The sequence below is a fragment of the Rhodopseudomonas infernalis genome (genome assembly GCF_022271405.1).
GTDB lineage: Bacteria > Pseudomonadota > Alphaproteobacteria > Rhizobiales > Xanthobacteraceae > Rhodopseudomonas > Rhodopseudomonas infernalis.
On sequence record NZ_JAJNAL010000009.1, the window covers coordinates 84,536 to 107,911 of the forward strand.

Below are 23,376 nucleotides of genomic sequence, written 5' to 3' on the forward strand. Positions count from 1 at the left end.
AATTCCGCGGAGGCGGGGACGCGATGACGACGGAACATAGTGTGGGGTTCGAGCCGGCCGACAAACTCGCGCAGGATCCCGAAACGCTGCGCCGGAAATTCTGGCACAAGATCAAGCGCGTCGCTGTGCATCTGCCGTTCGCCGAGGATATTCTGGCGGCGTATTATTGCGCGTTCGATCGCCAGACGCCGCGGCACGTTCAGGTCGCCCTGCTCGGCGCGATCGCGTATTTCGTGCTGCCGTTCGATTTCGTGCCGGACATCCTGCCGGTGCTGGGTTTCACCGACGACGCCGCGATCCTGGCGGCCGCGCTGCGCATGGTCGCCAGCAACATCACCCCCGCCCACCGCGAAGCCGCCCACGCGGCGATCCAGCGCGGCCTGCAACACGAGGCGTAAGGCCGCGAAGCGTAAGACTGCCAGGCGCTCGCTCAGTCGCGTCACTCCGAGACGCGCACCGCGCCAGCTGAGTGGCCACTGATTTACGGCGCCATCATCCGCTCGGTCGCGCGTCTTGCCAGCGCGGCGCGCGCGGCGATCGCCTCCGCGGTGAGCGGAGGATCGGTGCCCAGCAGCGTCTGCAATTGCGTGAATCCGATCAGCACCGAAAAGAACACGCCGATCAGCATGCCGCTGTCGTCGCTGCGGATGATGCCGCGCGCCGCGGCCTGATCGAAGAACTGCGTGATCGCCCGCATCACCGGCTGACGGCCGTGGATGTCGAGTTCGCGCGCCACGTCTCCGCCGCCGCGGCCGGCCTCGGCGATCGCCAGCCGATACATGGCGGTGCGCTCCGGATGCAGGAATTCGGCGAGGAAGCCGCGGCCGAACAGCTCCAGCAGGGCGAGAAACTGCACGCGGTCCTGCGGCTCCGGCAGATCGGGTGACGGCTGCATCCTCTGGCTGCCGTAGCGCACCAGCGCGATCAGGATGTCCTGCTTGCTGGCAAAATAGCCGTACAGCGTACGCTTCGAGGTCCGCGCCCGCCGGACGATCTCGGCCGTCGTGGCGGCCTCGAATCCCTTTTCGACGAACACGTCGAAAGCCGCCTGCAGAATCGCGCCGCGCCGCGGATCATCGATTTTATCGTTGTCGTTCAGCATCCTGGCTTCGTTTGTCACAGATTTCAAGATTTCGGTACCCATCGGTACCAGTTGTGCTACAACCTCGGTACCGGACGGTACCGCTTTGCCCGCGGGCATTCAACCCGTGGTGCAGCAGGGCACAGGCCGAGGCGCAAGACCCGGAGGCTGCGATGAAGATCTTCCTGACCGTCAAGATGGTGCTGGTGCCGTTCGCTCTGTTCTGGTCGCTGCTGGCGATGCATCAGCCAAGCGCCGCGATCTGGAGCGGGCTGGCGTTGTCGGTGATCGGCAATCTGTGGCGAGCCTGGCGCCGCGAGCTGTTCGTGCTCGAAGCCGGTGGCCTCGCGCTGTTTGCCGGTCTCGCAGTGCTGCTGCTGATCGCGCCCGAACTGGCTGCAGCCAACGCGCTGTGGCTGTCGTTTGCAGGATTGTCGGCGATCAGCGCGGCGAGCCTGCTGGCTCGACGGCCGTGGACGGCCGATTACTCTCGCGCCGCCTATGCGGCCAACGCCGCCACGCCGCAGTTCTTCATTGTCAATGCCGCCATCACGGGTCTATGGGCCTTGCTGTTCGGCGCAATCGCGGCCTGCCGCTACGCCGGCGCGCCCACCGAAGTGATCACCGCGCTGGTCACCTTCGGCGCGGTAGTGTCGATTTTCGGGCCGAAGCTCGCGATCCGCCTCGTGCTGCAGCGGATGGCCGCCGCGCAGGAAGCCTATCGGTGGCCCGCACCGTCGTTTGCCGCCGATGAACCGGCCGACTGTGATGTCGTGGTGATCGGCGCCGGCATCGGCGGACTCACGGCGGCAGCGCTGCTCGCCGACGCCGGGCTGAAGGTCAGGGTGTTCGAACAGCACGTCGTCGCCGGCGGCTATTGCCACTGCTATCTCCGCAAGGCGCATCACGGCGGCCGGCCGGTGCTGTATCGGTTCGATGCCGGCCCGCACGATTTCTCCGGTGTGCATCCGGGCGGGCCATTCTGCCGTCTGCTCGAGCGGCTCGGCGTCGCCGACCGCATCGTCTGGGAACGGGTGTCCCAGAGCTTCCAATCCGAGGCCGGCATGATCGAAGTGCCGCCGGATTGGCGCGACTACGTCCGTGTGCTCGGCGAGCGGTTTCCGGACAGCGCCGCCGGAATCGCGGCGCTGTTCGCCGAGATCAAGGCGATCCTCGACGACATGTTCGCCACCGGCGACCGCCGCGGCGGCATTCCGGGTCCGCCCGCGACCGTCGAAGAGTTGCTGGCATTTCCCCGGCAGCATCCGAACGCCTATAAATGGATGAACCGGCCATTCGCCGAGCTGGTCGCCGCTCATGTCCGCGATCCGGCGGCGGTCGCGGTGATCAACGGCCTGTCCGGCTATATCGGTGACGGCCACGAGTCGTTCACCTGCGCCCGGATGGTGCCGATCTTCGGCTATTACTTCAACGGCGGCTTCTATCCGCGCGGTGGTTCGAGCGTCGTCTCGGACGCGCTGGTCGAGGCGATCGAGGCGCGCGGCGGACAGGTGCGCCTGAAGACCGCAGTGAGCCAAATCCTGGTCGAGAACGGGCGTGCCGCCGGCGTCGTGCTCGCCAATGGCGAGAACGTCCGGGCCCGTTCGGTGGTGTCGAATGCGGACCTCAAGCGCACGCTGCTCGAGCTGGTGCCAGCCGCGGCCCTGCCGGGCGCCTTCCGGGCCCACATCAAACAAGCCGCGCCGGCGAACTCCTGCTTCAGCGTGCATCTCGGCGTCGACTTCGTGCCGGATCTCGGCCCGTCGACGCATCTGCATGCGCCGATGAAGCTCGGCATCGCGATGATGTCGACATGCGATTCCACCGCCGCGCCGCCCGGCCATTCGATCCTGTCGCTGATCGCGCTGGTGCCGCACGCCGAGGCGCAGGGCTGGTTTCCGGCAGAGGGCGGCGGCAACGATTACAAAGCGTGGCGGCAGTCGGAGGACTATTTGCGGCGCAAGCGCGAGCTCGGTGATCGCATGATCGCCGCGGCCGAAACGGTGATCCCAAATCTGTCGCAGCACATCGTGTATCGCACCGATGCCAGCCCGGTGACCTATGCGCGCTACGACTGGGCGAGCGCCGGCTCGATCTACGGCATGTCGACCGCCGGCCAGCTCAAGGGCTCGAAGACGCCGTTGCCAAATCTGGTGATCGCCGGCGGCGGCAACATCGGCGCCGGCGTGGAGGCCGTGGTCATCTCCGGCGCCCACGCGGCCGAAGCCTTGGTACCGGGATTGCTGGCGCGAGCCGGCAGCAACGCAAACGCTCGGGTCAGTCCACTTACGCCAGCCACCCGTGCCCCGGACAAAGCGGACCGCGAAGCGGTGCGCTGCTGATCCGGGGCCCCGGTTCGTTCGGCCTCAAACCGGGGGCCCGGATCTGTGCGCCAGCGCTGACGCGCTGCCGCTTGTCCGGGACACAGGGTTTCAACGCAGTCGTAATTTGTAGGGTGGGCAAAGCGAAGCGTGCCCACGGAGCCACGCGAAAGGCTTTGACGTCTTGCGCGCGTGGGCACGGCGCTGCGCGCCTTTGCCCACCCTACTTATCACTTACGGATGCAGAATCACCTTGCCCATGGCTTGGCGGCCGGCGAGCACTTTCAGGGCGTCGGCGGTCTGCGCCAGCGGGAAGGTGCGGTCGACGTGCGAGGAGATCTTGCCCTCGGCGGCCCATTGCACCAGCTTCTCGAGGTTGGCGCGGTTCTTCTCCGGATTGATCCGCGTCCACGCGCCCCAGAATACGCCACGGATGTCGCAGCCCTTCAGCAGCGCGAGGTTGAGCGGCATCTTCGGAATGTCGCCGGCCGCAAAGCCGATTACCAGGAAGCGGCCTTCCCAGGCGATCGAACGCAGCGCCGCTTCGGCGTAGCTGCCGCCGACCGGATCGAAGATGATATCGACGCCCTTGCCGCCGGTCAGCTTCTTCAGGCCTTCCTTGAGGTCTTCCTTCGCGTAGTTCAGCCCCAGCTCGGCGCCGTGCTGCTTGGCGAACTCCAGCTTTTCGTCGGACGACGCGCAGGCGATCACCTTGAGGCCCATCAGCTTGCCGAGTTCGCAGGCGGCGAGCCCGGTGCCGCCGGCGGCACCGAGCACGGCCAGCGTCTCGCCCGGCTTCGGGCTGGCGCGGTCTTCCAGCGCATGCAGCGCGGTGCCGTAGATGATGAAGATGCCGGCGGCGCGGTCATAATCGAGATTGTCGGGGATCTTGACGATCGACGCGGCCGGCAGCGCGATCTTTTCGCGCGCGCCGTTGTGGCCGCAGGACGCCGCGACGCGGTCGCCCGGCTTCAGATCGGTGACGCCTTCACCGACGCTCTCGATCACACCGGCGACTTCGGCACATGGCGAGAACGGAAACGGCGGCTTGATCTGGTACTTGCCCTGGATCATCAGGATGTCGAAAAAGTTCAGCGCCGCCGCCTTGATGGCGATCACCGCTTCGCCCGGGCCTGCCACAGGATCAGGAACCTCGGCGTATTCGAGGTCGTCGGGACCGCAGTATTGCCGGCAGAGAATCGCCTTCATGTATCCACCCAGGGTACGAGGTTTGTGATTGTGTGCCGTTCTGCCGGATTTGGGCGCGAGGGACAATCGGTTTCGGGCCCTGCTAGTCTCTGCGCCGTCATTGCCGGGCTTGACCCGTCAATCCATCCGGTTTCGAAGAAGATGGATGCCCGGATCACGTCCGGGCATGACGCAGTGTGCAACTAAGCAAAATAATTCCGCCTCGCGGTCAATCAGGGAGTTGCGTCATGTTCGAAGCCGGTTTGCTCGCGGGCAAGCGTATCCTGATCACCGGCGGCGGATCGGGGCTCGGTGCCGCGATGGCGCGGCGGTTTGCCGGGCTCGGCGCTTCGCTCGTGCTGTGCGGGCGGCGCGAACAGTTGCTGCAGGATGTCGCCACTGAACTGCGCGCGTGCGGCGCCAACGTCACGACGCATCGCTGCGATATTCGCGATGCCGACGCGGTCGAGGCGATGCTCGATGCGGTCTGGCGCGAGGCGCCGGTCGACGTGCTGGTCAACAACGCGGCCGCGACCTTCATCGCCCAGACCGAGCAGCTGTCCGCACGCGCCGCCGATGCGATCCTGGGGCCGACGCTGCACGGCGCGCTGTATTGTACGCTCGGCGCCGGCCGCCGCTGGATCGCAGCTGAGCGTCCCGGCGTGGTGCTCAGCATCCTGTCGACCTCGACCGTCACCGGCCGCGCCTTCACGGTGCCGTCCGCGATGGCGAAGTCGGCGCTGCTGGCGATGACCAAGAGCCTCGCGGTGGAGTGGGGGCCGAAGCGGATTCGCACCGTGGCGATCGCGCCCGGCGCTTTTCCGACGCCCGGCGCCTCCGCGCAGTTGCAGCCGCAGGCGCGGAGCGTCGATTCGGCGTCGCGGGCGCCGGTCGGCCGCGTCGGCAATCACGCCGAGCTTGCCGATCTGGCGAGCTTCCTGATTTCAGATCGTGCCGGCTTCATCACCGGCGAGATGGTGGTGCAGGACGGCGGAGCCCATCTGCGCTCGTCCGGCGCCGAAGATCTGCTCGCCTGGAGCGAGGCCGACTGGGCCGCGCACCGCGCGGCGCGCGCCAAATCCTGAGCGTACGGCAGCTACCTGTCGGATGCGGAATACCGCGACAGATCAAGGCTTTTGCGGCTTTCCAGAATCGGCCATCCCGGTTATTCCGGATCGCGCGTGGAGGCGAGGCCTGCCAGCCATTTTGCAGTCACAATGATAAGGGACCAGACTTGCCCATGAACGTGAGGCGAATGCTGATTGCCGCAATGGCGGGACTGGTGGGATGCGGCGTGGCGAGCGCCGCGATGGCGGCTCCTGCTTCGAAGGGAAAGTCATCCGGCTCGGAAGCCAAGCCCGCGAGCGTGGGCGCCGAGCCGAGCCTGATCGGCCAGTACGGCTCCTGGGGCGCCTATATGGCGGCGCCGGGCGGCAAGAAGGTCTGCTTCGTACTCGCCAAGCCGTCGTCGTCCAGAACAACCCCGCCGAACCGACCGCGAGATCCGGCCTACGCCTTCATCTCGACCCGTCCGGCCGAGAAGGTGGCCAACGAGGTCTCGGTGATGATCGGCTATCCGCTGAAGCCGGGGTCCGAATCGACCATGGAGGTCGGCGGCGCGTCGTTCGCGATGTACACGCAGGGCGACGGCCTCTGGATCAAGAACGCCGCCGAGGAAGACCGGCTGGTCGAGGCGCTGCGGAAGTCCGGCGAGGTCACCGTCAAAGGCGTTTCCGCCAAGGGAACCGCAACCACCGACGTGTTTTCGCTGAAGGGCCTGGCCCAGGCGCTCGACAAGGTTGCGCAGAACTGCGGCGGCTGAGCCGGGGCGCGGGCCGGCTGCCGCGATTCGCGGCTTTGCAGAACGGCGAAAAAGCCTTATCTGACAAAAGATTTTGAGACGCGGATGGCCGCGTCAGTGCCTCATGGTGAGAAGCCCGCAACAGCGGGCGTCTCGAACCATGGGATTGTGACCGACCTCATCCTTCGAGACGCGGCGTTCGGCCGCTGCTCAGGCCGAGGATGCTGTGCTTGCTGCGGGCCGACCGGCCCGCCTGAACCGGACCGCCATGACCCGCGCCGCGCTGCTCGAAAAGACACCGCTCGAAACCTACGTGCCGCCGGCCAAGCCGTCGCTGGTCGGGCTGTCGCGAGCCGAGATCGCCGACAAGCTCGGCGAGATCGGCGTGGCGCCGCCGCAGCGCAAGATGCGGGCGCAACAGTTGTGGCACTGGATGTATGTGCGCGGTGCCAGGGATTTTTCGGAGATGACCAACGTCTCCAAGGATCTGCGCGCGATGCTGGCGGAGCATCTCACAGTCGACAGGCCCGAAGTGGTCGCCGAGCAGATTTCCGCCGACGGCACCCGCAAATGGCTGCTGCGGCTGCCGAGCGGCAACGACGCCCAGAAGGCCCACGAGGTCGAGTGCGTCTACATCCCGGAGACCGACCGCGGCACGCTGTGCGTGTCCAGCCAGGTCGGCTGCACGCTGAACTGCTCGTTCTGCCACACCGGCACGCAGCGGCTGGTCCGCAACCTCACCGCCGGCGAAATCGTCGGCCAGGTGATGGTGGCGCGCGACCGCCTCAATGACTGGATCGACCGCGAAACGCCGAACGGCAACCGCCTGGTCACCAACATCGTGATGATGGGGATGGGCGAGCCCCTGTACAATTTCGACGCAGTGCGCGACGCGCTCCTGATCGTCACCGACAATGAAGGCATCGGCATTTCGCGGCGCCGGGTGACGCTGTCGACCTCCGGCGTGGTGCCGAACATCAAGCGGACCGGCGACGAGATCGGCGTGATGCTGGCGATCTCGCTGCACGCGGTGCGCGACGAACTACGCGACGAGCTGGTGCCGCTGAACCGCAAGTACCCGCTGAAGGAACTGCTGCAGGCCTGCCGCGACTATCCGGGCGCCTCGAACGCGCGGCGCATCACGTTCGAATACGTGATGCTGAAGGGCGTCAACGATTCGCTCGACGATGCGCGGCGGCTGGTGCAGATGCTCAAAGGCATTCCGGCCAAAATCAATCTGATCCCTTTCAATCCGTGGCCCGGCTCGAAATACGAGTGCTCGGACTGGGACCAGATCGAGAAATTCTCGGAGTACGTCTTCAACGCCGGCTACTCCTCCCCGGTCCGCACCCCGCGCGGCCGCGATATCCTGGCGGCGTGTGGTCAGCTCAAGTCCGAGACGGAAAAACTGTCCGTCCGCGAGCGCGATGCCCTGCGCGCGATGGCGATGACGGATTGATGAGCGGCTTGGCCTCATCCCCGGCCGTCATGCGTGGGCTTGTCCCGGCCATCCACGTCTTGGCGGCACGCGAAGGCGCATCATGTCGCTGATCGGCCACCTGTTCGCGATCGCGTTCGGCTTCCTGTTCGCTTCGCTGGCCGCAGGAATCATCGTGGTCGGGGCGATGCTGTTCCCTGAGCTGAGCGCCGTCACCGATGCGCCGCTCGATCAGGACACGCTGAACATCGTGCTTGGTTTCGGCTTCATCTTCGTGTCCGGTTTCGCGCTGGTGCCGGCGCTGATCGTGGTGCTGGTGACCGAGGCGTTCTCGATCCGCAGCGCGCTGGCCTATGCGATCGGCGGCGGCCTGGTCGGGGTCGGCTGCTATCTCGGGCTGGTGCCGTTCGATCCCGGCACGCTGCGGTTCGACGGCATCGTCCGGCGGCATCTCGAAATCATGACCGGCGCCGGCATCGTCGGCGGCCTGGTGTACTGGCTGATCGCCGGCCGCAATGCCGGGCTGTGGCGCGACCCGCCGCGGCCGCGTGCGCCGCTGGCGGCTCACCCGGCGCGATCCCAGCCGTCGCCCCCGGCCGCGCCGCCGCCTGCAGCGTAGCGTCGCGCCGGCTTTTCATCCCCCGTCGCCTCGGCTAAACCCGCGCCATGAACCGGACCGGACTTGTCATTGCACTGGCGTTGTTTGCCGTGATCGGCCTGCTGTTCGGGCTCTATCCGGAGCTCGACATGCAGCTGGCAGCGCTGTTCTACGACCCCGCGACCAAACGCTTCCCGATGAGTTCCGTCGGCCTGGCGGCGTTCTCGCGCGATGCGGCGATGTGGATCGCCTGGGCGTTTGCGGCGCCGTCGCTGGTCGCCTTCGTGGTCAAGATGGTGCGGCCGGACAAGCCGCTGCTGGTCAAAGGCCGGACCATGGCGTTCCTGCTGATCAGCATCATCTTGGCGGCCGGAATCCTGACCAATCTGACGTTCAAGACTCATTGGGGCCGGCCACGGCCGGCCGCAGTCGCCGAGTTCAACGGGCCGTGGCAGTTCAAGGCTTGGTGGGATCCGCGCGGCGCCTGCCCGAAGAACTGCTCGTTCTTCTCCGGCGAGGGCGCCACCGCCTACTGGACCTTCGCACCGGCGGCGCTGACGCCGCTCTCGGTCCGGCCCTACGCCTACGCGGCCGCCTTCGTGTTCGGCACCGTCACCAGCGGGCTGCGGATGGCGTTCGGCGGGCACTTCTTCACTGACGTGACGATCGCGGGTCTCGTCACCTTCCTGGTGATCTGGCTGCTCTACGCGCTGATCTATCGCTGGGCCTGGAGCCGCACCACGGACGAACGCGTCGATGCGGCGCTGACGAGGGCGTTCTGGCCGCTGTATCGCTGGCGGCAGAAGCGCCGCGGCCACGACGTCGGACCGGCTCCGGCGGCCGTCTAGGCGATTAAACGCGTGCCCGCCGGCGCGAAGTTTGATATTCGCGCAGCGCAAACGAGCCCCCGCCTGACCCGATTGGAAGTCCCATGACGACGATTCTGAAGAGCCTGCCCAAAGGAGACAATGTCGGTATCGCGTTCTCGGGCGGGCTCGACACCAGCGCGGCGCTGCTGTGGATGAAGCAGAAGGGCGCCAAGGTGTTCGCCTATACGGCAAACCTGGGGCAGCCCGACGAGGCCGATTACGACGCCATCCCGCGCAAGGCGATGGAGTTCGGCGCCGAGAAGGCCCGGCTGGTCGACTGCCGGACCCAGCTCGTCCACGAAGGCATCGCGGCGATCCAGGCCGGCGCCTTCCATGTGTCGACCGGCGGCATCGCGTATTTCAACACGACCCCGCTCGGCCGCGCCGTCACCGGCACCATGCTGGTGTCGGCGATGAAGGAAGATGGCGTCAACATCTGGGGCGACGGCTCGACCTACAAGGGCAACGACATCGAGCGGTTCTATCGCTACGGCCTGCTGACCAATCCGAGCCTGCGGATCTACAAGCCCTGGCTCGATCAGCAGTTCATCGACGAACTCGGCGGCCGCGCCGAGATGTCGGCGTTCATGACCGCCAACGGATTCGCCTACAAGATGAGCGCCGAGAAGGCGTACTCGACCGACAGCAATCTGCTCGGCGCGACGCACGAAGCCAAGGATCTCGAGCATCTCGATTCCGGCATCAAGATCGTCAACCCGATCATGGGCGTGCCGTTCTGGCGCGAGGATTGCGCCGTTAAGGCCGAAGCGGTCACGGTGCGGTTCGAGGAAGGCCAGCCGGTCGCGCTCAACGGCAAGACGTTCAGTGACGCGGTCGCGCTGTTCTACGAGGCCAACGCCATCGGCGGCCGGCACGGCCTCGGCATGAGCGACCAGATCGAAAACCGCATCATCGAGGCCAAGAGCCGCGGCATTTACGAGGCGCCCGGCATGGCGCTGCTGCACATCGCCTATGAGCGGCTGGTCACCGGCATCCACAACGAAGACACCATCGAGCAGTATCGCATCAACGGCATGCGGCTCGGCCGGCTGTTGTATCAGGGCCGCTGGTTCGACTCGCAGGCCCTGATGCTGCGCGAGACCGCGCAGCGCTGGGTCGCCCGCGCCATCACCGGTGAAGTGACGCTCGAACTGCGCCGCGGCAACGACTACTCGCTGGTCAATACGCAGAGCCCGAACCTGACTTATGCGCCGGAGCGGCTCAGCATGGAGAAGGTCGAGGACGCGCCGTTCACGCCGGCCGACCGCATCGGCCAACTGACGATGCGCAACCTCGACATCGCCGACACCCGTGCCAAGCTCGGCCTCTACGCCAAGTCCGGCCTGCTGTCGGCCGGCGAGGGCCACCACATCCCGAAGCTGGAAAGCGACAAGGGCTGAGCGCAACGCCGTAGGGTGGGTTAGGCGCTGTTGCGTCGTAACCCACCAGCTTTCGCGGCGAGGAAGTAAGTCGGTGGGTTACGCGCTGCGCGCTAACCCACCCTACGAACGACGACGGCAAGAGAGACACAGCTGTGAATCGCGACGTGCTGTCAGAGCGGGTGGACATCGAGGAAGGCGTCTCCGAACAGCTTCGGGTTCTGGCTGAGGAGCTGCGCCGTCACCGCAAGGCCAAGCAGTTGTCGCTCGAGGCGCTGAGCACGCTGTCGGGCGTCAGCCGATCGATGATCTCGAAGGTCGAGCGCGGCGAGACGGTGCCGTCGACCAGCACATTATCGCGGCTGGCTGAGGCGCTCGGCACCACGTTCTCGCAGCTGATGGCGCATCCGGTGGAGAGCGAGATCATCGTGATCCCGGCCGATCGCCAGCCGATCCTGAGCGACGCCACCTCCGGCTATCAGCGCCGCTGCATCTCGCCGGTGCTGCCCGGCCGCGGTGTGGACTGGGTGCTCAACACCGTGCCGCCGCGCGGCACCACCGGCGAATTCGTCGGCCACCGCCACGGCGTTGAGGAATACATCTACATGCTCAAGGGCCGGCTCGAAGTCCGGCTCGGCGCCCGGCGGGTGATGCTGAACACCGGCGACGCGATCTATTTCCAGGCCCAGGAGGCCCACCAGTTCACCAATCCGGACGATTCCGAGTGTGAGTATTTTTTGATCATCAACAGCTCCAGCCTGCGGTAATTTCAGACTTCCACTAGATTAGAAATTATTCCAATATTCGCTCCTTTCCCAGAGGAGCGAAGCCATGACCACGCGCACCATCATCCGCACCCCCGAGGCGCCGCCGGCCGCCGGTCCGTATTCCCAGGCGATTTCCGGCGCCGGTCTGGTGTTCGTCGCGGGCCAGCTGCCGGTGGATCTCGCCGGCAAAGTGCCGGACGGCGTCGAGGCGCAGACCCGGCAGTCGCTGGCCAATGTGGCGGCGGTTCTGGCGGCCGCCGGCGCGTCCCCGGCGAGCGTCGTCAAGACCACGGTTTTCCTGAAGAATATGAACGACTTCGCGGCCATGAACGCGATCTATGCGGAAACCTTCGGCGGCTCGCTGCCGGCGCGCTCGACGATCGAAGTCGCCCGGCTGCCGCGCGACGTGCTGGTCGAGATCGAGTGCATCGCCCTGGTGGACCAGGCCTGAGGCGGCGGCGATGACGGACTGGAAAGGCGGCGTCCTTCTGCACATTCACACCGCGCCGGCGGCCTCCTACGAAATGGAGGAGCGCCAGGAGGCGCGGCTGGTGCCCGGGAAGGGCATCGAGGGGGATCGTTATTTTCTCGGGACCGGCACCTATTCGCCGAAGCCCGACATTCGCGAGGTGACGCTGATCGAGATCGAGGCGATCGAGGCGCTCGCCAGCAACGATCCGCCGCTGCAGAGCGGCCCGATCAAGCTCGACCCGATCGATCATCGCCGCAACCTGACCACCCGGGGGGTGCCGCTCAATCACCTGGTCGGCAAGCGCTTCCGGGTCGGCGAAACCGTGCTGCGCGGCGGCCGGCTGAACTTCCCCTGCAAATATCTCGAGGAACTGCTGGGCGAGCCGGTCTACCTGCCGCTCTACAACCGGTCGGGGCTCAATTGCTGGATCGAAGTCGGCGGCGTCATCAGGCCCGGCGACCCGATCGAGCCGCTGGACGATTGAGGCCGTCATGACCGCACGGATGATCATGAAGCTCCAGGTGACCGCGCGCACCGAGGAGACGCCCGATGTCGTGGTGCTGACGCTGCGTCATCCGCGGCGGCCCGAATTGCCGGCATGGACGGGCGGCGCCCATGTCGATCTGCATCTGCCGGACGGCAAGATCCGGCAATACTCGCTATGCGGCGATCCGCGCGACCGCAGCCACTATCGCATCGCCGTCAAGCGCGCGCCGGATGGCCGCGGCGGATCGAGCTGGATTCACGACCATGTCGCGGTCGGCGACGCGGTGAATTGCTCGGCGCCGCGTAACAACTTCGCCCTGAAGCAAGGCAGCCGGCACGTGTTCGTGGCGGGCGGCATCGGCGTCACGCCGATGGCGGCGCTGGCGCGGGACGCGGCGGAGCGGGGCGACGATTTCGAACTACACTTCTTCGCGCGCAGCCGCAGCCACGCGCCGCTGCTGACCGATCTGCAGCACAGCCTCGGCGACAGGCTGAAGGCTTACTTCAGTGATGAAGTCCCGGGCAACGTCGATACGATCATCGCCTCGATCGGTGCAGCGCCGGATGCGCAGTTGTACTTCTGCGGCCCGCCGCGGCTGACCGGCGCGCTCATCGCCGCGGCCGATGCGGCGCAATGGCCCACGCAGCGTCGCCACACCGAGGCATTTCAGGCGACGCTCGACGAGAACTTCAAGCCCGAGCCGTTCGACATCACCATCGCGTCCAGCGGCCGGACGCTACGCGTGCCGGCTGATCGTTCGGCACTCGATGTGCTGCGTGCCAATGGATTCATCATGCCGTCCTCCTGTGAGCTTGGCGTGTGCGGCGCCTGCATCTGCGGCTATCGCGACGGCATCGTGATTCACCGCGACAGCGTGCTGTCTTTGGCCGATCGGCAGGAGAAAATGACGCCCTGCGTGTCCCGGGCCCGGGTCGGGGTGACGCTCGACCTCTGATGCGAACGATTGGCATGCTGCTTGCTTTCCATTTTGATGGAATTTCTTCCACCAAAATGGAGTGCAGCAAGCGATGTCGATCACAGCGATGCCGGCCGATACCGAGGCACTGGCCGAACCCAACTCACTGTCCGCAGCCGAGCGACGCAAGGTCGTCTGGTCCAGCGTCATCGGCACCACCGTCGAGTGGTACGACTTCCTGATCTACGGCACCGCGGCCGCGCTGGTGTTCAACAAGCTGTTCTTCCCGAGCTTCGACCCGGTGGTCGGGACCATTGCGGCGTTCGGCTCCTACGCGGTGGGGTTCCTGGCCCGGCCGCTCGGCGGCGCGATCTTCGGCCATTTCGGCGACAAGCTCGGCCGCAAGGCGATGCTGTCGATGACCATCCTCATCATGGGGGTCGGCACCTTCCTGATCGGCTGCCTGCCGACCTATGATCAGATCGGCATCCTGGCGCCGATCCTGCTGGTTGCGCTGCGACTCGTGCAGGGCCTCGGCATCGGTGGCGAATGGGGCGGCGCGGTGCTGATGGTGGTTGAGAGCGTGCCCGACAAACGGCGCGGCTTCTTCGGCAGCATCGTCCAGCTCGGCTATCCGCTCGGCGTGATCGCATCGATCGGCGTGTTCGCGCTCGCGACCCAGTTGCCCGAGAAGGAATTTCTGAGCTGGGGCTGGCGCGTGCCGTTCTGGGCGAGCGCGATCCTTGTCGCGGTGGGGCTGTTCATCCGCCTGCGCCTCCACGAAACGCCCGCGTTCCAGCGGGTGCGCAAGCAGAACGTCGTGGCCAGGCTGCCGGTGATGGAAATCCTCACCCAGCATCCGCGGACCTTCCTGACGGCGGTCGGCCTCAAGGTTTCGGAGATCGCCTACGTCAGCGTGGTGACGGTGTTCTCGATCTCCTACGTCACCGTCAAGCTCGGGCTGCCGCGGAGCACGATCCTGAACGGTCTGATGATCGCCGCCTTCATCGAGCTGTTCACGATCCCGCTGTTCGGCTGGATGGCCGATCGCTACGGCCGGCGGATCATGTTCTTTGCCGCCTGCACGTTCTCGATCGCGTTCGCGTTCCCGCTGTTCTGGCTGTTCGACACCGCCAATCCGACCATCATCGCCATCACGGTGGCGATCGCGCTCAGCCTCGGCCAGGGCATCATGTTCGCGATCGGCGCCGCCTGGATGTCGGAGCTGTTCGATGCCCGGCTGCGCTACAGTGGCGCGTCGCTGGGCTTCCAGGTCGGCGCCGCGCTCAGCGGCGGCTTTACGCCGATCATCGCGGCGAGCCTGCTGGCCTGGAGCGGCGCGACCTGGCCGATCTCGGTGTATCTGATCGTGCTGGCGCTGATCACCATCACGGCGACCTTCGCGGCGCCCGAGACCGCCGGCAAGAAGATCGACTGAGGCCGCCCTGTTCGGTGTCCATCATCACTGCATCACCCACGAAAGCGGGTGATGCAGTGTCGAGGAGTAATTATTACTTAGTGGTCACGCTCTGCGATACTGGGTCGCCCGGTCGATCCGGACGATGACGTGGTGTAGATCCGTAGGGTGGGCAAAGGCGCGAAGCGCCGTGCCCACGCGGGTGTGATGCGAGCTAATGGTGGGCACGCTTCGCTTTGCCCACCCTACGTGCTGTGCGCACCCATCCCCGTCGTCATCGCCCGTGACACCGTCGGCGCTTACTTGCTGCCGCACCAGCGATCCCGATGGCCGCCGCCATAAGCTCGCGCGTGGCCGGCTTCGAGCAGGGCCGCCGACACGTTCGGCGTGCGCTTCGTCGCGACGTCGGCGACGACGCGGCCTTCGTATTTGTCGGGGCCGATGTTGTAGATCGCGACCTCGCCCTGGCGCAGCAGATTGCGCAGCGCGTCGGTGGCGGCTTCGGCGAGTTGCAGTTCCTTGGCGCATTGCGCCTTCAGCTCCGGCGCGTCGATGCCGCGCAGCCGGATGCGGGTGACGAGGTCGTGGCCGGGCAACAGATGCACCCGCGCCTCGAAGGTGTCGCCGTCGATCGTGTACAGCACGTCGACCGGATGCCGGACGGTGGGATTGCCGGCGCGCCGCCACACCGTCTCGCTGTCTTGCGGGTTGGCCTGCGAGACAGGCGGCTTGGTCCACGGCCAGTGGATCCAGTGCCGCGCCGGCAGCATGGTGCCGGCCGCGATACCGAGCACGAACACCCACGGCAGAATCGCCCGATACTTGCTTCGTCCTAATGATCGCGAAGCTCGCGTAGACCTGCGACGTGAAGCTTGCAACATGCGGTAAGCTTTAGATCCCGATTAGTTGGGAAACTGAAGAGCGATCAATCCGTAGCCGTAGTGGAAACTATTTCGAACCGACTATGGTAAAGTGCCCAGGATGATGTGTGACGGCACATCCATCCGATTGCTCCGATGATCTCGGTATGAAGTTGTTCTAGCGGTTTTTGAAAAATCGGTTCGTGATGGGCTACTCTGTTCCTAAACCGCCGTAGTGCGTTGAAGCGTCCATGAACCACTGACCGTTTCTGCCCTCCTGATGCATTAAATGCTTTGTACAGCGTCATTCGCCACAGGGTTGCATCGTAGGCGGGCCCTAACAAGCCTACCCAGAATCCAAGATTCAGTTCAGCGACGATATCGTCCTGCGTGGCGCTATGGCCGTGTCTTTGCAGTTCGATTATCGCCTTTTGAATGTTGACCCTCGCTCCATCTCCCAAAGGAGCTTTGTTGGTGGTAAGCCAGTCGTCTCCAAAAACAGTGCACATTTGGGAATTGAGGGCGTTTCGGAGGCATACTTCCAGGCACTGAAGCGGGGAGTAGAACGCCTCAGCCAATCGCATGTTCTCCTCGTAAAGTTTGAGAGCCTTGTCGAGGTCGCCACCTACGGCTGCTAGATATTTCTCTAACCTTTTGATCGAAATGGACTTCTTGAGGTGTTCATTGAGTTCTTGCGTTCTCATTGCTGCGCTGGCCGCTTCTATGAACTTTTAAAAAATCCTGAATTTTAACTTGCCAGAAACTTTCTAGAGGCTAAGTTCGCGGCCGTATACCTCAGGTCGGCCTCTGCCATAACTGGCAAGCTCCTGGGGTCAGTCTTTAGGAAGGGGGTCGTCGATGGCGGCCCCCTTTTTATTTTCTTTCGCGGAAGGACTGGAGCAGGCGGACCAGCCTGACTTGCTGAAAGCAGGAGCTCAGAAATCCGACGCGATGCCTTTGACTTCCCAATCGCCGTAGCGGGTCGGCTCGGGGCCCTTGGGGCCCTGAAACTCTTTGGCGCGCGCTTCGGCGTGGCGGGCGGCTTCGACGCGGCGAGCTTCGGCTTCGGCCAGCGCGCGCTTGGCGGCCTCCGGCAAGTCTTTGCGCGGCAGCTCGGGAGCGGGCATCTTCAGATCAGCGTCGGTCATGGCTCGGCCTTTCGTCGTCATCGCGATCTAAGGCGCGGGCCACGCGGACGCAACATGGTATGGGGCGGGATTCTTAGAATCGGCATATTCGCCTGCCATCGATCCCGGGCGCCGCATCGCTCCGCGCGCGGCATCCTTCCTCCAGTGTGATACCCTCCCTCCATGCCTGCTCCAAGATTCGCTCAGCCATCCGAAGTGCCGGGGCTCGCCGCGCGTCGGATCGCCGCCGACATTCTGGACGGCGTTCTCGGCAAGCGGCGGACGCTCGACGAACAGCTCGAAGGCCCCGCCGCCCATCCCGGCCTGAAAACGCTGGCGGATCGCGACCGCGCGCTGATGCGGCGCCTGGTGGCGACGATCCTGCGCCGGCTCGGCACGCTCGAACATCTGCTGGGGCGGATGCTCGATCGTGGCGTGCCGACCGATGCGCCGCGGGCGCGCAGCGCGCTGTTGATCGGCGCCGCGCAAATTCTCTGGATGGACGTGCCGGATCATGCGGCCGTCGATCTGTCGGTGCGGCTGGTACAGTCCGACCGCCGCGCAGCCAAATATACCGGCCTCGTCAATGCGGTGCTGCGGCGCTGCGCCCGCGAGGGGCAGCCGCTGGTCGATGAAGTCTCCGGCCAGGCGCTGGATGTGCCGCAATGGCTGATGGCGCGCTGGAGCGCGCATTACGGCGAGGAAGCGGCGCGGGCGATCGCGGTCGCGATCAGCCACGAGCCTTCGCTCGACATCACGGTGAAGTCGGATCCGGAGCATTGGGCCGGCCGCTTGTACGGCGAGATGCTGCCGACCGGCACTGTACGGACGCAGTTGCAGGGCTCGGTCAAGATGCTGCCGGGCTTTGACGATGGCCAATGGTGGGTCCAGGACGCCGCCGCGGCGCTGCCGGCGCGGCTGTTCGGCGATCTCGCCGACAAGGCGGTGGCCGACCTCTGCGCCGCGCCCGGCGGAAAGACCGCTCAGCTCGCCCAGGCCGGGGCCCGCGTCAGCGCGATCGACCGTTCGCCGGCCCGCGTCGCCCGGCTGCGGGAGAATCTGACGCGGCTGTCGCTGCAGGCCGAGACCGGCGTTGCCGATGCCACCGAATGGCGCGCCGATGCGCCCGGCAGTTTCGACGCCGTGCTGGTCGACGCGCCGTGCGCCTCCACCGGCACGATTCGCCGCCATCCCGACGTCGCCTGGCTGAAGCAGGAGGCCGACATCGGCGCGCTGGCGGCGGTGCAAAGCCGGCTGCTGCACAAGGCGGTGGCGCTGCTGCGGCCCGGCGGCACGCTGGTGTACTGCACCTGCTCGCTGGAGCCCGAGGAGGGCGAGCAGGCGATCGCCACGCTGCTTGCGGACGAATCAGTCATGCGTCGCGTTCCGGTCGCGGCCGAGGAGGTCGCCGGGCTCGCCGAGTTCATCACGCCGGAAGGCGACGTCCGCACGCTGCCGTCGCATTTGCCCCACGCCGATCCGCGGCTTGCCGGGGTCGACGGTTTTTACGCGGCGCGGCTGACGAAGTCGCTGTAATCCCACCAATAAATTAATACCGCGCGCGCGGCGCGACAGTCCCGGAAGTTGTCCGTCCACACCCTGCCCAACGGCAGGGTGTGCGGTGGCCAATTCCGGACTAAAAGGATTCGAAACGAATTTTCGTTAATCCGAGGTTGCTTTGGTTCACAACATCCTTCCGCTTGCGCGCAGATGTCCTCAGAGCTGTTTCACTCAGAGCTGGCTGCATCGAAAGCGCCGTGGCGCGCGAAGGCTGCCGACGCCTTGCTGAAACTGAAATCCGCTGGTCGACCGTCGCGCCAGGCGGGCGCGATCCACGAACCGGGAGCCCTAGCACGCGTGTCCGCCGTCCACCGCCGACGAATCTCCAGTCTGATCGTTGGCCGCTTCGCGCGGAACATGATGGCGCGTGCCTCCGGCGGTTCGGCGGTGCTGACGCGACTGTGGCCGGGCCGCACCGATCGGCTGATCATCGCGCCGCACGATCTGCGCACCGCCGACGCCACCCGTGCGGCCGAGGTCTATGCGGGCCGCTTCGTGTTCGCCGGCAAGATCGTCACCTGCCATGGGCGCTCGATCTTCGAACTGGAATCGCCCTCGGACGATTGGGAAGCCGCATTGTTCGGCTTCGGCTGGCTGCGCCATCTGCGCGCCGCCGACACCGCCATCACCCGCGCCAACGCCCGCTCGCTGGTCGACGACTGGCTCGGCAACATGGCACGGCACCGGCCGGTGGGCCGCCGCCCGGAGGTCATGGCGCGGCGGGTGATCTCACTGTTGTCGCAGGCGCCGCTGGTGCTGTCCGACACCGACGGGCGGTTCTATCGCCGCTATCTGCGGGGACTGACGCGCGAGGTTCGGGCGCTACGCTACGCGCTGCTCGACGTCTCGGATGGCGTGCCGCGGCTGCAGGTGACGATCGCGCTGTGCTACGCGGCGCTGTGCCTCGCCAACCAGGCGCGCAATATCCGCGGCGCCACCAAGCGGCTGTCCGAAGAATTGCAGCGCCAGGTCCTGCCCGATGGCGGCCACGTCTCGCGCAATCCAGGTGCGCTGATCGAACTCCTGATCGACCTCCTGCCGCTGCGTCAGACGTTTGCGGCGAGAAACATCGCTCCGCCGCCGGCGCTGCTGAACGCGATCGACCGGATGATGCCGATGCTGCGGTTCTTCCGCCATGGCGACGGCGCGATCGCGTTGTTCAACGGCATGAGCGCGACGCCATCGGATCTGCTGGCGACGCTGCTGGCCTATGACGACAGCCACGGCACGCCGATGTCGAGCATGCCGCATTCCGGCTATCAGCGGATCGACGCCGGCTCGACGCTGGTAATCGTCGACGTCGGCCCGCCGCCGCCGGCGAATGTCAGTCAGGACGCGCATGCCGGCTGCCTGTCGTTCGAATTGTCCTCCGGGGCGTGCCGGATCGTCACCAATTGCGGCATGCCGGGCACCAATCGCGAAAGCTGGCGCGGCTTCGCGCGCTCGACCGCGGCGCACTCGACGGTGGTGTGTCACGACACCTCGTCCTGCGGCTTCGTCGAGCGCTCGGCGATGAAGAAGCTGCTGCAGGGCGCGCCGATTGTCAGCGGCCCGAACCATGTCGAGAACCGCCGCGAAGAGGTGGCGAACGGCGTGCTGTTGACGACGTCGCACGACGGCTATCGCGACAGGTTCGGCGTGCTGCATCAGCGCGTCATCATGGTGAAGCACGACGGCAGCCGGGTCGACGGCGAGGACACGCTGGCGCCGGCGCAGGGTGGCCGCCACCGCGCCGCGCAGGCCGATTACGTGTTGCGCTTCCATCTGCATCCGCAGGTCAAAGCCAGCCGGCTCAGCGACGCCAAGGGCGTGATGCTGGTGCTGCCCAATCGCGAGGTCTGGACGTTCGAGGCCGCCGACGACACTGTCGATCTCGAGGAGACCGTGTTCCTGGCCGGTAACGACGGGCCGCGGCGTTCGGCTCAGATCGTGATCCGGCAGAATTCGCTCGAAGCCCCGAACGTGCGCTGGAGCTTCATTCGTTCCAACGCCTCGCCGCAAGCCACCAGCGCCCGCCGCGCGGCCCGCCGCGAACCGGAATTGCCGCTGTAGATTTCGCGATGGCATTTCCTGAAGGTCCGGGGTAGCCGTTGATCCAAAGGACAGGGCTCCGGCCGGCAAGCGAGCGACAATGGCAGACGGCATTCAGGCCGATATCGACGCGGTGCAGCGGATCGACGCCGTCCCGCTGATCTTGGAAGTCGTCTGCCGCACCACCGGGATGGGGTTTGCGGCCGTCGCGCGCGTGACCGAGAGCCGGTGGGTGTGCTGCGCGGTGCGGGACGAGATCTCGTTCGGGCTGGTGCCGGGCGGCGAGCTGCAGGTCGAGACCACGATCTGCCACGAGATCCGGCAGGACAGGCAGGCGGTTGTGATCGACCACGTCGCCGAAGACATCGTGTTCCGCAACCATCATACGCCGGCCCAATACGGCTTTCAGAGCTATATCTCGGTGCCGATCATGCGGGCGAACGGCGAGATGTTCGGCACGCTGTGCGCCATCGATCCGCGGCCGGCCCGTCTCAACACGCCGGAAACCACCATCACCTTCAAGCTGTTCGCCGAATTGATCGGGACCCATCTGGATGCGTTCGAGCGCCTGCAGGCCTCGGAGGCGCATCTGCTCGATGCACGCCAGACCGCCGAGCTGCGCGAGCAGTTCATCGCGGTGCTCGGCCACGATTTGCGCAATCCGCTGGCGGCGATCAGCGCCGGCACGCGCGTGCTGACCAAGGCGCCGGAGCGTGCCCCGGAAGTGCTCGGACTGATGCGCAACGCTGTGGCGCGGATGTCCGGGCTGATCGACGACGTGATGGATTTCGCGCGCGGCCGGCTCGGCGACGGGCTGTCGCTGCGGAGCAGATCGGCGCAGCCGCTGCTGCCGCTGGTCGAGCAGGTGGTGTCGGAACAGCGGACGACCGCGCCCGATCGCGCGATCGAGCTGCATGCCGATCTCGCCGTGCCGGTGAGCTGCGACGCCGGCCGGATCGCGCAGCTGCTGTCCAACCTGCTCGCCAACGCGGTGGCCTATGGCGCGCCGGATCAGCCGGTGCGGGTCGTCGCCCGCTCCGACGCCCAAATCTTCGAACTGTCGGTCAGCAATGCCGGCGAACCGATCCCGGCGCCGGCGCTGACGCGGCTGTTTCAGCCATTTTATCGCGGCGAGATCGAACCCGCCAAGCAGGGGCTGGGTCTCGGCCTGTACATCGCCTCGGAGATCGCCCGCGCCCATGGCGGCACACTCTCGGCGAGCTCGACCCCGCAGGAAACCCGCTTCGTCTTCAGCATGCCGGTGCGCTGAAGCCGGTCGTCCGCGTCCCGCGCAGGCCCGATCTGCGCCGCCAGCGACCTTGGTCGCCGTTGTGGCGACCTGTGAAAACTGCTAACGAGACGGCGTTTCGCGCGACTGGCGACCAAGGATGGAGCACCATCGGGAAGCGCGAAATTGATCTGCCGCGCGCCTGGGCATTTGTTTCCTTCAACCAGAGGATCCTGCCCATGAGTCCGACTCCCCGCCGCGTCACCCGCGCCCTGCTGTCCGTCTCCGACAAGACCGGACTGATCGATTTCGCCCGTGCGCTTTCCGGCCATGGCGTCGAACTCGTTTCCACCGGCGGCACCGCCAAGGCGATCGCGGCCGCGGGGCTCCCGGTCAAGGACGTCTCCGAACTGACGGGCTTTCCGGAAATGATGGACGGCCGGGTCAAGACGCTGCATCCGAAGGTGCACGGCGGCCTGCTGGCGATCCGCGACAATGACGAACACACCCAGGCGATGGCCGCGCACGGCATTTCGCAGATCGATCTGCTGGTGGTGAACCTCTATCCGTTCGAGGCCACCGTCGACAAAGGCGCCGGCTACGAAGACTGCATCGAGAATATCGACATCGGCGGCCCGGCGATGATCCGTGCGGCGGCCAAGAATCACGACGACGTCGCGGTGGTGGTCGAGGCCAGCGATTATCAGGCCGTGCTCGACGAGCTGGCTGCGAACGACGGCGCAACCACGCTGAGCTTGCGCAAGCGCCTCGCCGCCAAGGCCTATGCGCGCACCGCGGCGTATGATGCGGCGATCTCCAACTGGTTCGCGCTTCAGCTGAAGACCGACGCCCCGGACTTCCGCGCGATCGGCGGCCGGCTGATCCAGTCGCTGCGCTACGGCGAAAACCCGCACCAGACCGCGGCGTTCTACGCCACGCCGGAGAAGCGCCCCGGCGTCGCCACGGCGCGCCAGGTGCAGGGCAAGGAGCTGTCCTACAACAACATCAACGACACCGACGCCGCCTACGAGTGCATCGGCGAGTTCGACGCGGCGCGCACCGCCGCCTGCGTGATCGTCAAGCACGCCAACCCCTGCGGCGTCGCCGAAGGGTCGAGCCTGCTCGATGCGTACCACAAGGCGCTGGCCTGTGACTCGGTCTCGGCATTCGGCGGCATCGTCGCGCTCAACCGCACGCTCGACGCCGAAGCGGCGCGCGCCATCACCGAAATCTTCACCGAAGTGATCATCGCGCCGGACGCCACCGACGAGGCGATCGCGATCGTCGCGGCGAAGAAGAACCTGCGGCTGCTGCTCGCGGGCGCGCTGCCCGATCCGCGTGCCATGGGCCTGACCTACAAGACCGTCGCCGGCGGCCTGTTGGTGCAGTCGCGCGACAATGCGGTGGTGGACGACATGGCGCTCAAGGTTGTCACCAAGCGGCAGCCCACCGAGGCCGAACTGCGCGACCTGAAGTTCGCCTTCCGGGTCGGCAAGCACGTCAAGTCGAACACGATCATCTACGCCAAGGACCTCGCCACGGTCGGCATCGGCGCCGGACAAATGAGCCGTGTCGACTCCGCGCGGATCGCGGCCCGCAAGGCGCAGGACGCCGCCGAGGTGATGAAGCTCGCCGCGCCGATGACCAAGGGCTCGGTGGTCGCCTCCGACGCGTTCTTCCCGTTCGCCGATGGCATGCTGGCCTGCATCGAAGCCGGCGCCACCGCGGTGATCCAGCCCGGCGGCTCGGTGCGCGACGACGAAGTGATCAAGGCCGCCGACGACGCCGGCATCGCCATGGTATTCACCGGCACGCGGCACTTCCGGCACTGACAAC

Annotated in this window: 22 protein-coding genes and 1 riboswitch; of the genes, 17 read left to right on the plus strand and 5 right to left on the minus strand. The window is 66.2% G+C overall.

Annotated features, from left to right (window positions below; translation table 11 throughout):
• Positions 1–23: 23 nt before the first annotated feature.
• Positions 24–398 carry a YkvA family protein gene (locus tag LPW26_RS08650; protein ID WP_238734278.1) on the plus strand — a complete coding sequence of 125 codons (375 nt, stop codon included), beginning with the start codon at positions 24–26 and terminating at the stop codon, positions 396–398.
• An 83-nt stretch (positions 399–481) separates the two neighbouring features.
• Here LPW26_RS08650 and LPW26_RS08655 read toward each other — a convergent pair whose 3' ends face one another.
• A complete protein-coding gene (locus LPW26_RS08655) occupies positions 482–1,102 on the minus strand; it encodes a TetR/AcrR family transcriptional regulator (RefSeq protein WP_238734279.1) in 621 nt (206 codons plus the stop codon).
• A gap of 152 nt (positions 1,103–1,254) precedes the next feature.
• Here LPW26_RS08655 and LPW26_RS08660 point away from each other — a divergent pair, with 152 nt between their 5' ends.
• Positions 1,255–3,423: a phytoene desaturase family protein gene (locus LPW26_RS08660; RefSeq protein WP_238734280.1), complete on the plus strand. Its 2,169-nt coding sequence runs from the start codon at positions 1,255–1,257 to the stop codon at positions 3,421–3,423.
• Between the two features lie 213 nt (positions 3,424–3,636).
• On the opposite strand, the gene LPW26_RS08665 is transcribed toward LPW26_RS08660, so the two are convergent.
• Positions 3,637–4,611, minus strand: coding sequence for an NADPH:quinone oxidoreductase family protein (locus LPW26_RS08665; RefSeq protein WP_238734281.1), 975 nt, complete (start codon positions 4,609–4,611; stop codon positions 3,637–3,639).
• 227 nt (positions 4,612–4,838) lie between these two features.
• Between LPW26_RS08665 and LPW26_RS08670 the strand changes: the two genes are divergently transcribed.
• From LPW26_RS08670 to LPW26_RS08720, 11 genes are all read left to right on the plus strand, one after another.
• Positions 4,839–5,675, plus strand: coding sequence for an SDR family oxidoreductase (locus LPW26_RS08670; RefSeq protein WP_238734282.1), 837 nt, complete (start codon positions 4,839–4,841; stop codon positions 5,673–5,675).
• Between the two features lie 155 nt (positions 5,676–5,830).
• Positions 5,831–6,412: an invasion associated locus B family protein gene (locus LPW26_RS08675; protein WP_238734283.1), complete on the plus strand. Its 582-nt coding sequence runs from the start codon at positions 5,831–5,833 to the stop codon at positions 6,410–6,412.
• Between the two features lie 247 nt (positions 6,413–6,659).
• Entirely contained in the window at positions 6,660–7,850 is a 1,191-nt protein-coding gene (gene rlmN / locus LPW26_RS08680) for a 23S rRNA (adenine(2503)-C(2))-methyltransferase RlmN (RefSeq protein ID WP_238734284.1), read from the plus strand.
• A gap of 82 nt (positions 7,851–7,932) precedes the next feature.
• On the plus strand, positions 7,933–8,448 hold the full coding sequence (locus LPW26_RS08685) for a hypothetical protein (RefSeq protein WP_238734286.1): 516 nt from the start codon (positions 7,933–7,935) through the stop codon (positions 8,446–8,448).
• 47 nt (positions 8,449–8,495) lie between these two features.
• Positions 8,496–9,275, plus strand: coding sequence for a phosphatase PAP2 family protein (locus tag LPW26_RS08690; RefSeq protein WP_238734289.1), 780 nt, complete (start codon positions 8,496–8,498; stop codon positions 9,273–9,275).
• Positions 9,276–9,358: 83 nt separating this feature from the next.
• Positions 9,359–10,696, plus strand: a complete 1,338-nt coding sequence (argG, locus tag LPW26_RS08695; RefSeq protein ID WP_238734291.1) for an argininosuccinate synthase — start codon at positions 9,359–9,361, stop codon at positions 10,694–10,696.
• A gap of 134 nt (positions 10,697–10,830) precedes the next feature.
• Positions 10,831–11,442 (plus strand): helix-turn-helix domain-containing protein, encoded by a 612-nt coding sequence (locus LPW26_RS08700; protein WP_238734293.1) that lies wholly within the window; start codon positions 10,831–10,833, stop codon positions 11,440–11,442.
• Between the two features lie 64 nt (positions 11,443–11,506).
• Positions 11,507–11,893, plus strand: a complete 387-nt coding sequence (locus LPW26_RS08705) for a Rid family detoxifying hydrolase (protein ID WP_238734295.1) — start codon at positions 11,507–11,509, stop codon at positions 11,891–11,893.
• A 10-nt stretch (positions 11,894–11,903) separates the two neighbouring features.
• The gene (locus LPW26_RS08710) at positions 11,904–12,398 is read left to right on the plus strand and encodes an MOSC domain-containing protein (protein WP_238734297.1); all 495 of its coding nucleotides are present in this window, start codon (positions 11,904–11,906) and stop codon (positions 12,396–12,398) included.
• Positions 12,399–12,405: 7 nt separating this feature from the next.
• Positions 12,406–13,356 (plus strand): PDR/VanB family oxidoreductase, encoded by a 951-nt coding sequence (locus LPW26_RS08715; protein WP_238734299.1) that lies wholly within the window; start codon positions 12,406–12,408, stop codon positions 13,354–13,356.
• 88 nt (positions 13,357–13,444) lie between these two features.
• Positions 13,445–14,755 carry an MFS transporter gene (locus LPW26_RS08720; RefSeq protein ID WP_406677272.1) on the plus strand — a complete coding sequence of 437 codons (1,311 nt, stop codon included), beginning with the start codon at positions 13,445–13,447 and terminating at the stop codon, positions 14,753–14,755.
• 278 nt (positions 14,756–15,033) lie between these two features.
• Here LPW26_RS08720 and LPW26_RS08725 read toward each other — a convergent pair whose 3' ends face one another.
• From LPW26_RS08725 to LPW26_RS08735, 3 genes are all read right to left on the minus strand, one after another.
• Positions 15,034–15,534: a thermonuclease family protein gene (locus tag LPW26_RS08725; RefSeq protein ID WP_406677255.1), complete on the minus strand. Its 501-nt coding sequence runs from the start codon at positions 15,532–15,534 to the stop codon at positions 15,034–15,036.
• 125 nt (positions 15,535–15,659) lie between these two features.
• Positions 15,660–16,298, minus strand: a complete 639-nt coding sequence (locus LPW26_RS08730) for an Abi family protein (protein WP_238734302.1) — start codon at positions 16,296–16,298, stop codon at positions 15,660–15,662.
• Between the two features lie 231 nt (positions 16,299–16,529).
• Positions 16,530–16,742 carry a DUF1674 domain-containing protein gene (locus LPW26_RS08735; RefSeq protein WP_238734303.1) on the minus strand — a complete coding sequence of 71 codons (213 nt, stop codon included), beginning with the start codon at positions 16,740–16,742 and terminating at the stop codon, positions 16,530–16,532.
• A gap of 162 nt (positions 16,743–16,904) precedes the next feature.
• Here LPW26_RS08735 and LPW26_RS08740 point away from each other — a divergent pair, with 162 nt between their 5' ends.
• The 4 genes from LPW26_RS08740 to purH all read left to right on the plus strand — a co-directional run bounded on the left by LPW26_RS08740 (position 16,905) and on the right by purH (position 23,372).
• A complete protein-coding gene (locus tag LPW26_RS08740) occupies positions 16,905–18,257 on the plus strand; it encodes an RsmB/NOP family class I SAM-dependent RNA methyltransferase (protein WP_238734304.1) in 1,353 nt (450 codons plus the stop codon).
• Positions 18,258–18,578: 321 nt separating this feature from the next.
• The gene (locus tag LPW26_RS08745) at positions 18,579–20,333 is read left to right on the plus strand and encodes a heparinase II/III family protein (protein WP_238734305.1); all 1,755 of its coding nucleotides are present in this window, start codon (positions 18,579–18,581) and stop codon (positions 20,331–20,333) included.
• Positions 20,334–20,412: 79 nt separating this feature from the next.
• On the plus strand, positions 20,413–21,582 hold the full coding sequence (locus LPW26_RS08750) for a GAF domain-containing sensor histidine kinase (protein ID WP_238734306.1): 1,170 nt from the start codon (positions 20,413–20,415) through the stop codon (positions 21,580–21,582).
• Positions 21,583–21,673: 91 nt separating this feature from the next.
• Positions 21,674–21,755: riboswitch (ZMP/ZTP riboswitch) on the plus strand.
• A 24-nt stretch (positions 21,756–21,779) separates the two neighbouring features.
• Positions 21,780–23,372, plus strand: coding sequence for a bifunctional phosphoribosylaminoimidazolecarboxamide formyltransferase/IMP cyclohydrolase (purH, locus tag LPW26_RS08755; RefSeq protein ID WP_238734307.1), 1,593 nt, complete (start codon positions 21,780–21,782; stop codon positions 23,370–23,372).
• The last annotated feature ends 4 nt before the right edge of the window (positions 23,373–23,376 follow it).

What these genes read in the sequence shown, in the direction of transcription:
- LPW26_RS08650 (WP_238734278.1), top strand. Translation starts at nt 24, where the DNA reads ATGACGACGGAACATAGTGTGGGGTTCGAGCCGGCCGACAAACTCGCG.
- LPW26_RS08655 (WP_238734279.1), bottom strand. Translation starts at nt 1,102, where the DNA reads ATGCTGAACGACAACGATAAAATCGATGATCCGCGGCGCGGCGCGATT.
- LPW26_RS08660 (WP_238734280.1), top strand. Translation starts at nt 1,255, where the DNA reads ATGAAGATCTTCCTGACCGTCAAGATGGTGCTGGTGCCGTTCGCTCTG.
- LPW26_RS08665 (WP_238734281.1), bottom strand. Translation starts at nt 4,611, where the DNA reads ATGAAGGCGATTCTCTGCCGGCAATACTGCGGTCCCGACGACCTCGAA.
- LPW26_RS08670 (WP_238734282.1), top strand. Translation starts at nt 4,839, where the DNA reads ATGTTCGAAGCCGGTTTGCTCGCGGGCAAGCGTATCCTGATCACCGGC.
- LPW26_RS08675 (WP_238734283.1), top strand. Translation starts at nt 5,831, where the DNA reads ATGAACGTGAGGCGAATGCTGATTGCCGCAATGGCGGGACTGGTGGGA.
- rlmN (WP_238734284.1), top strand. Translation starts at nt 6,660, where the DNA reads ATGACCCGCGCCGCGCTGCTCGAAAAGACACCGCTCGAAACCTACGTG.
- LPW26_RS08685 (WP_238734286.1), top strand. Translation starts at nt 7,933, where the DNA reads ATGTCGCTGATCGGCCACCTGTTCGCGATCGCGTTCGGCTTCCTGTTC.
- LPW26_RS08690 (WP_238734289.1), top strand. Translation starts at nt 8,496, where the DNA reads ATGAACCGGACCGGACTTGTCATTGCACTGGCGTTGTTTGCCGTGATC.
- argG (WP_238734291.1), top strand. Translation starts at nt 9,359, where the DNA reads ATGACGACGATTCTGAAGAGCCTGCCCAAAGGAGACAATGTCGGTATC.
- LPW26_RS08705 (WP_238734295.1), top strand. Translation starts at nt 11,507, where the DNA reads ATGACCACGCGCACCATCATCCGCACCCCCGAGGCGCCGCCGGCCGCC.
- LPW26_RS08710 (WP_238734297.1), top strand. Translation starts at nt 11,904, where the DNA reads ATGACGGACTGGAAAGGCGGCGTCCTTCTGCACATTCACACCGCGCCG.
- LPW26_RS08715 (WP_238734299.1), top strand. Translation starts at nt 12,406, where the DNA reads ATGACCGCACGGATGATCATGAAGCTCCAGGTGACCGCGCGCACCGAG.
- LPW26_RS08720 (WP_406677272.1), top strand. Translation starts at nt 13,445, where the DNA reads ATGCCGGCCGATACCGAGGCACTGGCCGAACCCAACTCACTGTCCGCA.
- LPW26_RS08730 (WP_238734302.1), bottom strand. Translation starts at nt 16,298, where the DNA reads ATGAGAACGCAAGAACTCAATGAACACCTCAAGAAGTCCATTTCGATC.
- LPW26_RS08735 (WP_238734303.1), bottom strand. Translation starts at nt 16,742, where the DNA reads ATGACCGACGCTGATCTGAAGATGCCCGCTCCCGAGCTGCCGCGCAAA.
- LPW26_RS08740 (WP_238734304.1), top strand. Translation starts at nt 16,905, where the DNA reads ATGCCTGCTCCAAGATTCGCTCAGCCATCCGAAGTGCCGGGGCTCGCC.
- LPW26_RS08750 (WP_238734306.1), top strand. Translation starts at nt 20,413, where the DNA reads ATGGCAGACGGCATTCAGGCCGATATCGACGCGGTGCAGCGGATCGAC.
- purH (WP_238734307.1), top strand. Translation starts at nt 21,780, where the DNA reads ATGAGTCCGACTCCCCGCCGCGTCACCCGCGCCCTGCTGTCCGTCTCC.